This is a genomic window from Pseudomonas sp. QC2, assembly GCF_002859085.1.
In the GTDB taxonomy this organism is placed as follows: domain Bacteria; phylum Pseudomonadota; class Gammaproteobacteria; order Pseudomonadales; family Pseudomonadaceae; genus Aquipseudomonas; species Aquipseudomonas petroselini.
Genome location: NZ_PKKS01000018.1, coordinates 259257 through 271496, shown reverse-complemented (window position 1 = coordinate 271496; position 12240 = coordinate 259257). Strand labels below are relative to the sequence as shown.

Below are 12240 nucleotides of genomic sequence, written 5' to 3'. Positions count from 1 at the left end.
TTAGAGCGGTGACCTCAGGTCCACCAGTAGCGCACGAGGTGGAAGAAGATGGGCGCTGCGAAGCACACCGAATCCAGCCGATCCAGCATCCCGCCGTGCCCTTCGATCATATGCCCCCAGTCTTTGACGCCGCGATCGCGCTTGATCGCCGACATCACGATGCCGCCGGCAAACCCGAGCAGGTTGATCAGCAGCGCAATCAAGAACGACTGCCACGGGTTGAACGGTGTGGTCCACCACAGTGCCGCGCCGATCAGGGACGAGAGCAGAATCCCGCCGACGAACCCTTCCACCGTCTTCGAGGGTGACAGGTTGGGTGCGATTTTGTGTTTGCCGAACAGCTTGCCGCACACGTACTGCAGCACGTCGGACAGTTGCACCACGATTACCAGGTAGGCGATCAGCAGCAGGTTGCGGCCCTCGTAGCCGGGGATGTCGAGGGTCAGCAGGGCGGGCACGAAGGACACGCAGAACACCGCGATCATCAGGCCCCACTGCACCTTCGAGGCGCGCTCCAGGAAGTGGGTGCTGTCGCCGCCGAGTGAGGCAAGGATTGGCAGCAGCAGGAACACGTACACCGGGATGAAGATCGAGAACAGCCCGTACCAGTCGGCGTAGATGAGCAGGTATTGCAGCGGCAAGGCCAGGTAGAACGCGGCCACCAGTGCCGGGTAGTCGCTGCGGCGGGTGGGCGTGAGGGTGAGGAATTCGCGCAGGGCGTAGAACGACACCGCGTAGAACAGCAGGATCACTGCGGCGGTGCCGAGCCAGAAGGCGATGCCGATCACCACCACCATCACCCACCAGGCGTTGATGCGGGCATTGAGGTTTTCGACCACCGCGTTGGGCGTGCCACGGGTGCGCAGCTTGAGGATCAGGCCGATCAACGAGGCGAGCACCAGGATCGCGCCGATGCCGCCGAACAACATCAGGGTTTGGCTATCCATGTCAGACATGCTCCGGGGCAAGGGCGAGCAGGGCATCGCGGGTGCGGGCGAGGAAGGCGGCTTTGTCTTCGCCGTCTTCCAATTGCAGCGGCGCGCCGAAGCTGGTGGTGCACAGCAGAGGTAACGGCAACACGCGGCCCTTGGGCATGACCCGGTTGAGGTTGGCGATCCACACCGGGATCAATTCGGCCTGTGGGTAACTGTTGGCCAGGTGATACAAGCCGCTTTTGAACGGCAGCAGGCCGTCTTCGAGATTGCGCGTGCCTTCGGGGAAGATGATCAGCGAGTCGCCGCTTTCCAGGGCGTTAAGCATCGGCTGCAACGGGTTATCCCCAGGGTCCTTGCGTTCGCGGTCGATCAACACGCCGTTGAACACGCGGTTGATGATGTAGCGGCGCAAGGCGCTTTTATTCCAGTAATCGCTGCCGGCCACCGGGCGCGTGAATTTGCGCAGGTTCTGCGGCAGTGACGCCCACAGCAACACAAAGTCGCCGTGGCTGCTGTGGTTGGCAAAATAGATGCGTTGCACCGGCACCGGCGCGCACCCCAGCCACAGGCTGCGCGCTCCTGTGACGGTGCGGGCCATAGAGGTAATCAGCGTGGCGACCACGGGTTCGAACATGGGGGTTCCTTATCCGGCGAAAGGCAGCCAAGGGCTGGCGAGGATCACGCCCAGGGTCAGCAGCGCTTGCGCGCCGAGTAGCCAGGCTTGTTTGCGCAACAGTTTGAGCGCGCCGCGACGACGCTCGGTCCAAGGCCGGCCGGCACGCTTGGGCGACTGCAGGCCGAGGGTTTGCAGGGCCTGGTCGAGGTCTGCGGTGCGCTCGATGTCACGGGCCAGCAGGGCGAACAGGTCAGCATCGAAGGCCACGCGCAGCGCCCAGTACTTTTGCAGCAGCCCGAGGATAATCATCCACAGGCTCAGCAGCAGGCAGATCGGCGCGACACTCGCCATCAGCAGTTGCGCCAAGCCGAACAACACGCCGACCAAGGTCAGGCCTGTGGATAACTGATCCAGCGAACGGCCACGTCGCAATAGGCTGGCGACCACCTGGAGTTCCATATCAGCCGGCATGGGGCAAACCCTCCAACGCTTGACGGTGTGCGGGGTGCAGGACCACATCGGCCCGCGCTGTACGAATGATAGTCAGCGCATGCTCTACCGTCGCGGCGCGCCCTGAGTGCAGTAACCAGGCGGCGACGGCCGTTGCGCTGCGTGAGTAGCCGAGGGCGCAGCACACCAGCAAGGGCCCATTGGCGCGCAGCCGCTCGATAGCGTGCGCAGCTTGCAGGCATTCGTCGGGCGTGGGGGCGATCAGGTCCAGCACGGGGATGCATTGATAGGCGCGGCCCTGTGGATTCATCGGCAATTCAGCACAGAGATCGACGATGGCCTTGAAGGGCGACTGCTCGCTTGTCGTAGGAATTCGACCAAGCCAGACGTTATCCACAATCAGGTCGGGTTGTGGATGTTTGCGCGTCCACAGGCGCGAGTTGATCCATGCGGCCGCCAGATACGGCGCATACAGCCAGCGCGCGGCGGGCGTCAGTTGGCCATCGGCGCGTTTCTGGAAACCCGAAGCGCCCAGCGCCCCGTAATTGGCCTTGATCAACGCCAGAGACACCGCCGGCCACAGTATCCACAGCCAACCACCGCCCAACACCAAGGCAAGAATGCCCAGTACCAAAGCAGCCAGCCCGTAGCGTATGCCCAACCGCCTGCGCTTGGGGTCCCGTGTCAGCCGCGCGTTCAACAGTGGGCTCGGATGCTCCACCGGCCACAGCCACACACATATCCACCCGGCGAGGGCGCCTGTGGGTAAGTCGATAAAGTGATGTTGATAAGTGGTCAGCACCGAAATACCGATCAAGGCGAACCAGCCATGCACCAGCCAACGCCACACGCCTTGGGTATGGCGCTGGTACATGACCCACAGGATCACCAGCAGCGCGATATGCAGCGATGGCGCCTGGTTGAACGGTTTATCGAAGCCCGCCAGCACGGCGAACAGCCAGCCGAATACGCCGTCCAGTTCCGGCCGTTCGAAGGTGAAGCGCAACGGCCAGATCAGGAAGCAGCTGACCGCAATGACCTGGGCTGACAGCAGCCGCAGCGCATGCTGTCTCAACTCATGCCGACTATTGGGCAGTAGCAGGGAAAACCCGTAGAGCAGGTCGATGGACCAGTAGGGCACGATGGTCCATGCCCAGAACGGCATATGGGTTTCCCAGCCGAACACCAGCGTGCCGACGTCGCTGCGCTGGCTGGTCACCCACGTGGCAAAGCCGTAAGTGCTGAAAAACAGCGGCGCCAACAGCAGCAGCCAGAGGACCGCTGGTTTCAACAAGCCGGGTTCGCGCATGTTCAGATCTTCTGTGCCAGGGACACGGTGAAAATGCCCCACTCATCCACACGCTGGGTGATCTTGCGGAAACCGGCGGCTTCCACCAGTTGGTCCATTTCCGCCTGGCTGCGCCGGCGCATCACCCAGGCCTGGCCCTGGCGATGGCTGGTCAGCGCCCGGGCGATCAGTTCCAACTGCGGGTGCCACGGTTGGCCGGTGTAGACGAGGTAGCCACCCGGCTCCACGGCTTCGGCCAGTCCGGCCAATGAGCCGCCGACCATGGCGTTATCGGCGAACAATTCATACAACCCGGACACCACCGCCAGCGTCGGTTTTGGGTCCAGCGCCGCCAGATCCAGGCGGTCGAACGCATCACCTTTGACGAACTGCGCGATATCCCCAAGGCCTTTCTCACGGATCAGTGCACCACCGTCGCGCACGTTGATGTCGCTGTAGTCGCGTAGCAGGATCGATTCCGGCAGCGGTGACACGCCCTGCAAGGCTTCAAGAATGTAGCGACCGTGGCCGGCAGCGATGTCGACGATGCGCACTTCACGCTGTTCATCCCGCAATGTGGCCATGGCCAGGCGCAGCAGTTCCTCGACGTTCAGCTTGCGTTGGCGGATGCCGCGCCAGCCGATGGAGTTGAGGTAGTTGGTGTCGATCATCCGCCCCAGCCCGCCCTTGCCGGTGGGGGTGTTGCGGTACACGTAGTCCAGGGTGCTGCCGGAGTCGAAACCGGTATCGAAGCCCAGCTTCACCCCGTCCGACAGGTTCTTGCCCAGGCCCATGCTGGCGCGGGTCAGGCGCCAGTACAGGTCGCGCAGGGAATTGCGCGGCAGTGGCGCGGCGAGGGCTTCGGATTCGGCGCAGGTGGCGCCCAGTTTGTCCGCATCCAACAGCGAGGCGCGGTCCAGCGGGTGTTCGAAATTCTGCAGGATAAAGCGCCGGGCGCTGTTCACGGCGGTGGCGCGGTCGCGTTCGCCGAGGGTGTCGTGAAAGAAACCGGGGAGGATATGCAGCTCTTTTTTCAGGCTGCCAAGGCGGTCGAAAAATTGCTGTTGGGGTTTGCGATGCACCACAAAGTCCGAGCCCGAAACCAGCAGTTGAGTCGGCACCTGGATCGCCTGGGCATCGGCTACTACCCGGTCAGCCGCTTCGTACAGGCCAAGCAGCACATTCACCGAGATCGCCTTGGTGATCAGCGGGTCACTGTCGTAGGAGGCTACGCGTTCCGGGTCATGGCTGAGGAACTTGGCCTTGACGTAGCTGTTGACGAAAAAGTTGCCGCGAAACTTGCGCATCAGCGCCAGGCCCGGCCGCGCGAACGGCACGTACAGCTTGACCTTGAAGGCGGGGGAGGCAAGCACCAACGCGCGGATTTTCGGCGCGTAATCGTGCACCCAGGTCGCAGCAATCACCGCACCGACGCTTTGGGCGATGACAGCTAAGTGCTCTTCCTCGATGCCATAGGTGGTGCCGATGTGGTCGCAAAAGGTCTGCACATCACGGGCGCTGGTGGCGAAGCTGGGGCTGTCACCACGCTCGCCGGGGGACTGGCCGTGACCACGGGCGTCCCAGGCGAAAAAGTCGAACTGCGGCAGGTTCAGTTCATCGACCAGATGGGCGATACGCCCCGAATGCTCATGGCCGCGATGGAACAACACAATCGCCTTGCGTGGCTCGCCGTCTGCTGGAGCGGCAGCCGGCCAGTGCCGGTAGAAAAGCTCGACGCCATCATGGGTACTGAAGGTGTGCTCTTGCTGTTCGCGCATCGCAAAATCCTTATGCAGAAGGGGAAGTATCTTGTTGTTCGTTGAGGCCTTGGCGCACCCGATTGAACAGGGTGTAGGCGAGCAGGGCGGCGACCAGCCACATCACCCCGTCGACCCAACCGGCGCCCAGCCAGCCCAGCGCCACGCCGGTGGCCAGTACGCCGAGTACGAAGGCGCGATCACTTTTGCCCATCGGCCCGTCGTAGCGGCGCGATGCACCCACCATCGGTCCCAGCACCCCGGCGTATTCACTGAACACCGCCAGCAACGCCACCAGCAGCACGGGCGCCAGGCTCACACCGGGGATCAGCGCAAACGGCAGGATCAGCGCGCTGTCGGCGATCACATCGCAGAGTTCATTGAGGTAGGCACCCAGGCGTGACTGCTGGCCGAATTCGCGGGCGAGCATGCCGTCGATGGCGTTGAGGGCCATGCGCAGGATCATCCACAGCGGAATCAGCGCAAACAGCCAGAGGTGTTCGGCGAAGCTGGCGATCAACAGGCCGACCAGCAGGGAAACCACGCCGGCCAGCACGGTGATCTGGTTGGCGGTGGTGCCGTTGTCGTAGAGGCGCTGCACAAGAGGACGCAGCAGGTTTTGAAAGCGCGGCTTGAGCTGATAGATCGAAATCATGGGGGTGACGCTTCCTTGTCCGTGGGCCCGCGAAAAACTGTTTTGGAGTGTGCCGATTAAATGTGGCTTGCACCAGTGATGGCGCGTGTTTATGGGGGTTTAGTCACGATCTTGACGGTGCGGTAGATCAAATGTGGGAGGGGCTTGCCCCCGATGGCGATGGGCCAGTTGAAACCGGTGTTGGCTGACACACTGCTATCGGGGGCAAGCCCCCTCCCACAGGGTAACGGTGTGCCGCTTAAAGCGATGTTTTTCGAACAAAAATTTCACGCATCGTGTTATATCGTAACGAATTATGTACAAGCAGGCGTTGAGTGGATGCAAGTGGATCTGGAAGCTGACGGCGCTTCGGTGGAAGGCCTTCCGCGTTTTCAACAGGGGCTGTTCCATGCCCGTCGATTGCGCCAGGCCGGTATCAGCCTGACGGTGCTGGGCGTTGCCGGTTGGGTGTTGGCGCTGTTTGTCGCGCTGTTTGCGCCGCTGTCGATCTGGCCGGTGGTACTGATCAACTGTGCGTCGGCTTTGCTGCTGCTGGTGGCCGGGTTGCAATCGGCGTGGTGGGTGGACGATTGGCGCGCCCAGGCGTTGGAGGCACCGGCGGTTGAAGTGCAGGTCGAAGACACGGGCCGCTACGCACGCCTGGTTGAGCGTTTTGGCCAACAGATCGGCGCGCCGGTGTTGTGGCTTGGCGGTTGGTCGCTGTTGGCGCTGGTCAGCATTATCGAATTCTGGAACCTGGCGTTACCCGCCGCACCGATCGGTCAATCGGCAAGCATCGGTGCCGCGCTGGCGCTGGCCTTGGCGTTTGGCCTGTTGGTGTTCGAGCGTCGCCTCGCTCAGGAAACCGCCGCGCAATGGCCGGAAGCCTCGCAACTGGCGCAGTTGAGCCGGGTGGCGATCATCTGCCTGGTGGTCAGTGCGGTGTGCCTGCTGTTTGCGGGTGCGGCGTCGGTGTGGCCGTTGCGCCTGGCGGCACTGATCGGCCTGCTGCCGGCATTGGTCGCGCTGGAGTTTCTATTAAGGGCCGTGCTGTCGCTGTTCAGCCCGCGCCAGCCACGGCTCGAGCCCCGCCTGATGGCGCAAAGTTTTATCGCCGGACTGCTGCGTTGGCCGCCGCAACCTTTGCTCGCGTTGCAGCATGAATTGCACAACCGCTTCGGCATCGACCTGCGCCAGATCTGGGCGTTTACCTACATGCGCCGGGCGTTTCTGCCGGTGTTGCTGGTGGTTCTCGCGGTAGGCTGGGCGCTCACCGGTGTGCACGAAGTGCCCCTGCAAGGCCGTGGGATTTATGAGCGCTTCGGTAAACCCGTCGAGGTGTTCGGCCCCGGTCTGCATGCGGGCTTACCGTGGCCGTTGGGGCGTGTCATCAGCGTGGAAAACGGCGTGGTGCATGAGTTGGCCACCAGTGTCAGCGACGCCGCCGCCCCGGAACTCGCCCCCGCCGAAGGCCCGCCGCCGTTGATTGCCAACCGGTTGTGGGACGCCAGCCATGTGAATGACAAATCCCAAGTGATCGCCAGCAGCAGCGGCGACAAGCAGAGCTTCCAGATCGTCAATATGGATGTGCGCTTCGTCTACCGCATCGGCCTCACCGATCAGGCCGCGCTGGCCGCCACCTACAACAGCGCGGATGTGCCGACCCTGATCCGCAGCACCGCCAGTCGCATCCTGGTGCACGACTTTGCCTCGCGCACCCTTGATGAGTTGCTCGGCGAACAACGCACCCGCCTGGCCGACGAGATCGGCCGCGCCGTGCAGGCGGACCTGCAAACACTCGACAGCGGCGTGGAAATCCTCGCGACCGTGGTCGAGGCGATCCACCCACCGGCCGGTGCCGCCAATGCTTATCACGGCGTGCAAGCCGCGCAGATCGGCGCCCAGGCCCTGATCTCCCGCGAGCGCGGTGCAGCCAGTGAGCAAACCAACCAGGCGCTGCTGCAAGCCAGCACCGCGCGTGATCAGGCCCAGGCCACCGCGCGGGAAGTGAATGCCGGTGCCCAAGCCGCCGACCTGCGTTTCGCCGCCGAACAAAAGGCCTACGCCACGGCCGGGCAGGCGTTCGTGCTGGAGCAATACCTCGGCCAACTCAGCCAAGGCCTGGCCCACGCCAAGCTGCTCATTCTGGATCATCGCCTGGGCGCCGATAGCGCGCCGACGATCGATCTGCGTTCTTTTACCTTGCCGGCCGATCCCTCGGTGCCGCGTAAAGCCGTTCAATAAGGAGTCGGTCTGTTGAGCGCTCATTCTCATGATCACGGTCATCACCATGGCCACCACCATCATCACGGTGACGAACAAGCCGCCGGCCCATTCCCGTGGCGCCGCATGGCCTGGGCGCTGTTGCTGGTGCTGTTTGCGGTCGCCGCCGCCAGCCTGGTGCAAGTGCGGTCCGGCGAGGCCACGGTGATTACCCGCTTCGGCAACCCCTCGCGGGTGCTGCTGGAACCGGGCCTGGGCTGGCGTTGGCCGGCGCCGTTCGAGGCGGCGATCCCGGTGGATCTGCGCCTGCGCACCACTTCCAGCGGTTTGCAGGATGTGGGCACCCGTGATGGCCTGCGCATCATCGTGCAGGCGTACGTGGCGTGGCAGGTACAAGGCGATGCGGACAATGTGCAGCGCTTCATGCGCGCCGTGCAGAACCAGCCGGACGAAGCGGCGCGGCAGATTCGTACCTTCGTGGGTTCGGCGCTGGAAACCACGGCGGCCAGCTTCGACCTGTCGAGCCTGATCAACACCGATGCCAGCCAAGTGCGCATCGCTGATTTCGAAGCGCAGTTGCGCCAGCAGATTGATCAACAATTGCTCACGACCTACGGCGTGCGCGTGGCCCAAATCGGTATCGAACGGCTGACCTTGCCGTCGGTGACCCTCACCGCCACCGTCGACCGCATGCGCGCCGAGCGGGAAACCATCGCCACCGAGCGCACCGCCGTGGGCAAGCGTGAGGCGGCGCAGATCCGCTCCGCTGCCGAGCGCGATGCACGCATCGTGCAGGCGGATGCCACGGTGAAAGCCGCCGATATCGAAGCGCAATCGCGGGTCGAGGCCGCGCAGATCTATGGCCGTGCCTACGCCGGCAACCCGCAGCTGTATAACCTGCTGCGCTCCCTGGATACCCTGGGCACCGTGGTCACGCCGGGCACCAAGATCATCCTGCGCACCGACGCTGCGCCATTCCGCGCCTTGGTGGACGGGCCGAAGGATGTCCAGCCATGACCGAGCGTGACAGCCCGGACAGCCCATGGATCCAGGCCGGACGCCTGACATTCCTGGCGTTATACGCGGTGACCGTGCTGGCCGCGTTGGCCTGGGCATTTTCCAATGTGCGCCAGATCGACCCGCAGAACCGTGCGGTGGTCCTGCATTTCGGCGCCCTCGACCGTATCCAGAATGCCGGGCTGTTGCTGGCCTGGCCGCAGCCGTTCGAGCAGGTGGTGCTGTTGCCGGCCGCTGACCGCGTGATCGAGCGCAGGGTGCAGAACCTGCTGCGTTCTGACGCGGCGGTCCAGGCCGACCGCGTGGCCACGTTTGCCACGCCGTTGAGTGATGCACTGGCCGGTTCCGGTTACCTGCTGACCGGCGATGCCGGCGTGGTGCAGCTGGATGTGCGGGTGTTTTACAAAGTCACCGAACCTTATGCGTTTGTGCTGCAGGGCGAGCATGTGTTGCCTGCCTTGGATCGACTCGTGACCCGCAGCGCGGTTGCCCTCACGGCGGCGCGGGACCTGGACACGATTTTGGTGGCAAGGCCGGAATTGATCGGTACTGATAACGGCGCTGCTGAACGCCGCGAACGGCTGCGCGGCGACTTGGTGCAAGGCATCAATAAACGCTTGGCGGAGTTGACGTCCACCGGGTTGGGATTGGGTATCCAGGTCACCCGCGTGGATGTGCAATCTAGCCTGCCAGGCCCGGCGGTGAACGCGTTCAATGCGGTGTTGACCGCCAGCCAGCAGGCCGATAAAGCCGTGGCCAATGCCCGTAACGACGCGGAAAAACTCACCCAGACCGCCACTCAGCAGGCCGATCGCCTGGTGCAAGTCGCCCACGCCCAGGCCAGCGAACGCCTGGCCAATGCCCAGGCGCAAACCGCCACGGTCGCCAGCCTGGCCCAGGTAAAAGACCCGGGCCTGATGTTGCGCCTGTACCGCGAGCGCCTGCCGAAGATTCTCGGCCAGGCCGGCTCCGTGACCACGGTCGATCCTAAAGACGACTCCCGCTTGATCATCCAGGGAGCCGAACAATGAGCGCACCTATGCTGACCTCCGCCGAGCAGCGCAGCGCTGCCCGGCAATTGACCCTGGCCATGCTCGCCTTGGGCTTGCTGGTGTTGGGCCTGATATGGCGCTGGCTGGCGCCTGACCAGACCGGCGTGAGCCAATTGCTGCTGGGCGTCGCGTCGCTCTTGGTGGCCGTGCCGGTGATGCGTTCGGCCTGGTACAGCCTGCGGTTCCCCAGCCTGCACGGGATCACTGACCAACTGATCGCCCTGGCCATGCTCGGCGCCTGGGCCACGGGTGATCTGCTGACCGCCGCGCTGCTGCCGATCATCATGATCTTTGGCCATGTGCTGGAAGAGCGCAGCGTGATCGGTTCCCAGGAGGCGATCCATGCCCTGGGCAAACTGACCCGCAGCCATGCGCGGCTGGTGCAGGCTGACGGCAGCATTATCGAAGTGGATAACAGCACGCTGAATACTGGCGATATCGTCGAAGTGCGCGCCGGTGACCGCGTGCCCGCCGACGGTGTGGTGCTATCGGGGCAGGCGAGCCTGGACACCGCGCCGATCACCGGCGAGTCGGTGCCGCTGGAAGCGAGTGTGGGCGTGCAGGTGTTTGGCGGGGCGATCAACCTCGACGGCCTGCTGCGTCTTGAGGTGACCCGCACCGGCAATGAGTCGACCCTGGGCAAAGTCATCGCGCTGATGCAGAACGCCGAGCGCTCCAAGCCGCCGATCACGCGGCTGCTGGAGCGGTATGCCGGCAGCTATATGGTGCTGGTGTTGCTGCTGGCGGCGGTCACCTGGTTTGTGACCAACGACGCCCAGGCGATGCTCGCGGTGCTGGTGGCGGCGTGTCCGTGTGCGTTGGTGCTGTCGGCGCCGGCCACGGCGATTGCCGGGATCGCCGTGGCGGCGCGGCATGGCATCCTGATTCGCAGCTCGGCGTTCCTCGAAGAGCTGGCGGACCTGACCTCGTTGGTGGTCGACAAGACGGGCACCCTGACCTTCGGCACCTTGCGCCTGCACGCCATCGACACCACGGCGCCGGACCGGCAGGTGTTGCTGAACCTGGCGGCCAGCTTGGGCTCGGCCAGCAGCCACCCGGTCAGCCGGGCGTTGGCGGGGCTGGCGACGCAGGAACAGATGCTGGCGTTGACGGATATTCGCGAGCGCCAGGGCCTGGGCGTCGTGGCGCAGACCGAGCAGGGTGAAGCAGCCTTGGGTCGGCCGGAGTTGTTCGAGCAACTGGGTATCCTCACCACCGCTGTCCCTAATCACGATGGCCCCATCGCCGGGTTGGCGCTGAACGGGGTGTTTCTCGCTTGGCTGTTGCTGGCCGATAGCGTCAAGCCGGAAGCGCGCCAAGCGCTGCAAGAGCTGCGTGACCTTGGCCTCGGCCGCCAACTGTTGCTCACCGGCGACCGCCAGAGCGTGGCTGACAGCCTGGCGCTGGAGGTGGGCATCAGCGATGTCGAAGCCCAGGCCTTGCCGGAAGACAAGCTCAACCGCGTGCTGGGCGAGATCGGCAGCGGCTTCCGGCCGATGGTGGTAGGGGATGGCATCAACGATTCGCTCGCGCTCAAGGCTGGCGTGGTTGGTGTGGCCATGGGCGCGGGCGGGGCGGATATTGCCTTGGCGTCGGCGGATGTGGTGTTGATCGGCAGCGACCTGCGGCGCCTGGGTACCTGTGTGCGCTTGAGCCGTCAGTGTCGGCAGACGTTGCAGGTCAACGTGATCATCGGCCTGGGCTGGACCTTGGCAATTGTCGTGTTTGCCGCGTTTGGCTGGTTGGGTGCGGCCGGCGCCATGATCGCGGCGGTGCTGCACAACCTCAGCACCTTGCTGGTACTGGGGAATGCCGGGCGTTTGCTGCGCTTTCAGGAGCCACTGTTAAAGCTAGAAGATTAATGTTCAGAAATTTTTGGGGAACGCTGTAACGCCGTTGGGGGACCTCACTCTAGTGGTGTGTCGAGACTGAGCAATCCGTTCAGACCGACCCACCTACTGATCGATGAGGACTACACAATGAACATCAAGAATGCTATGTCCGGTGCTGCCCTGGCTATCGCTGCCGCCACTCTGTTCGCCGGTGTCGCTACCCAGGCACAGGCCGCCGGCGCTACCGTTCATTGCTACGGCGTGACTTCCTGCAAAGGCATGAACGACTGCAAGACCGCTGAAAACGCCTGCAAAGGCCAGGCTGTCTGCAAGGGCCACGGTTTCAAGGCCATGACCCAGGCTGCCTGCGACGCCGCCGGCGGTAAAGTCGGCGAGTAAGTAGAAGCCGAGTGCAACCGCAGCGGCGCTCACCGCT

The 12240-nt window shown here is 63.9% G+C and carries 11 protein-coding genes; 5 read left to right on the top strand and 6 right to left on the bottom strand.

The annotated features are described in order from the left end of the window. Positions 1 to 14: 14 nt before the first annotated feature. Genes QCBJ_RS17190 through QCBJ_RS17165 form a run of 6 tightly spaced genes read right to left on the bottom strand, consistent with a single transcriptional unit; the run spans position 15 to position 5701 of the window. Positions 15 to 947 (bottom strand): phosphatidate cytidylyltransferase, encoded by a 933-nt coding sequence (locus QCBJ_RS17190; RefSeq protein ID WP_015886637.1) that lies wholly within the window; start codon positions 945 to 947, stop codon positions 15 to 17. 1 nt (position 948) lies between these two features. Beyond that, positions 949 to 1569, bottom strand: a complete 621-nt coding sequence (locus QCBJ_RS17185; protein WP_046035818.1) for a 1-acyl-sn-glycerol-3-phosphate acyltransferase — start codon at positions 1567 to 1569, stop codon at positions 949 to 951. Between the two features lie 9 nt (positions 1570 to 1578). Next, positions 1579 to 2022, bottom strand: a complete 444-nt coding sequence (locus QCBJ_RS17180) for a hypothetical protein (protein WP_046035817.1) — start codon at positions 2020 to 2022, stop codon at positions 1579 to 1581. Next, positions 2012 to 3310, bottom strand: a complete 1299-nt coding sequence (locus tag QCBJ_RS17175; RefSeq protein WP_102061236.1) for a phosphatase PAP2/dual specificity phosphatase family protein — start codon at positions 3308 to 3310, stop codon at positions 2012 to 2014. Before QCBJ_RS17175 ends, QCBJ_RS17180 begins: the two co-directional genes overlap by 11 nt. A gap of 2 nt (positions 3311 to 3312) precedes the next feature. Further along, entirely contained in the window at positions 3313 to 5067 is a 1755-nt protein-coding gene (locus tag QCBJ_RS17170; protein ID WP_102061235.1) for a bifunctional alpha/beta hydrolase/class I SAM-dependent methyltransferase, read from the bottom strand. A 10-nt stretch (positions 5068 to 5077) separates the two neighbouring features. Then, on the bottom strand, positions 5078 to 5701 hold the full coding sequence (locus tag QCBJ_RS17165; protein WP_102061234.1) for a CDP-alcohol phosphatidyltransferase family protein: 624 nt from the start codon (positions 5699 to 5701) through the stop codon (positions 5078 to 5080). A 318-nt stretch (positions 5702 to 6019) separates the two neighbouring features. On the opposite strand from QCBJ_RS17165, the gene hflK (QCBJ_RS17160) reads away from it, so the two are divergent. The 5 genes from hflK (QCBJ_RS17160) (at position 6020) to QCBJ_RS17140 (ending at position 12203) form a co-directional block, all read left to right on the top strand. Then, positions 6020 to 7924, top strand: a complete 1905-nt coding sequence (gene hflK / locus QCBJ_RS17160) for a protease modulator HflK (protein WP_102061233.1) — start codon at positions 6020 to 6022, stop codon at positions 7922 to 7924. Positions 7925 to 7936: 12 nt separating this feature from the next. Next, positions 7937 to 8920, top strand: coding sequence for a protease modulator HflC (gene hflC, locus QCBJ_RS17155; RefSeq protein WP_046035812.1), 984 nt, complete (start codon positions 7937 to 7939; stop codon positions 8918 to 8920). Beyond that, positions 8917 to 9951 (top strand): protease modulator HflK, encoded by a 1035-nt coding sequence (gene hflK, locus QCBJ_RS17150; RefSeq protein ID WP_015886629.1) that lies wholly within the window; start codon positions 8917 to 8919, stop codon positions 9949 to 9951. Before hflC ends, hflK (QCBJ_RS17150) begins: the two co-directional genes overlap by 4 nt. Beyond that, positions 9948 to 11834 carry a cation-translocating P-type ATPase gene (locus QCBJ_RS17145; RefSeq protein WP_102061232.1) on the top strand — a complete coding sequence of 629 codons (1887 nt, stop codon included), beginning with the start codon at positions 9948 to 9950 and terminating at the stop codon, positions 11832 to 11834. The genes hflK (QCBJ_RS17150) and QCBJ_RS17145 overlap by 4 nt, the downstream gene beginning before the upstream one ends. 117 nt (positions 11835 to 11951) lie before the next feature. Next, positions 11952 to 12203: a membrane protein gene (locus QCBJ_RS17140; RefSeq protein ID WP_015886627.1), complete on the top strand. Its 252-nt coding sequence runs from the start codon at positions 11952 to 11954 to the stop codon at positions 12201 to 12203. The last annotated feature ends 37 nt before the right edge of the window (positions 12204 to 12240 follow it).

Coding starts and splice junctions, on each gene's coding strand:
- QCBJ_RS17190 (WP_015886637.1), bottom strand. CDS start 947: ATGGATAGCCAAACCCTGATGTTGTTCGGCGGCATCGGCGCGATCCTG.
- QCBJ_RS17185 (WP_046035818.1), bottom strand. CDS start 1,569: ATGTTCGAACCCGTGGTCGCCACGCTGATTACCTCTATGGCCCGCACC.
- QCBJ_RS17180 (WP_046035817.1), bottom strand. CDS start 2,022: ATGCCGGCTGATATGGAACTCCAGGTGGTCGCCAGCCTATTGCGACGT.
- QCBJ_RS17175 (WP_102061236.1), bottom strand. CDS start 3,310: ATGCGCGAACCCGGCTTGTTGAAACCAGCGGTCCTCTGGCTGCTGCTG.
- QCBJ_RS17170 (WP_102061235.1), bottom strand. CDS start 5,067: ATGCGCGAACAGCAAGAGCACACCTTCAGTACCCATGATGGCGTCGAG.
- QCBJ_RS17165 (WP_102061234.1), bottom strand. CDS start 5,701: ATGATTTCGATCTATCAGCTCAAGCCGCGCTTTCAAAACCTGCTGCGT.
- hflK (WP_102061233.1), top strand. CDS start 6,020: ATGCAAGTGGATCTGGAAGCTGACGGCGCTTCGGTGGAAGGCCTTCCG.
- hflK (WP_015886629.1), top strand. CDS start 8,917: ATGACCGAGCGTGACAGCCCGGACAGCCCATGGATCCAGGCCGGACGC.
- QCBJ_RS17145 (WP_102061232.1), top strand. CDS start 9,948: ATGAGCGCACCTATGCTGACCTCCGCCGAGCAGCGCAGCGCTGCCCGG.
- QCBJ_RS17140 (WP_015886627.1), top strand. CDS start 11,952: ATGAACATCAAGAATGCTATGTCCGGTGCTGCCCTGGCTATCGCTGCC.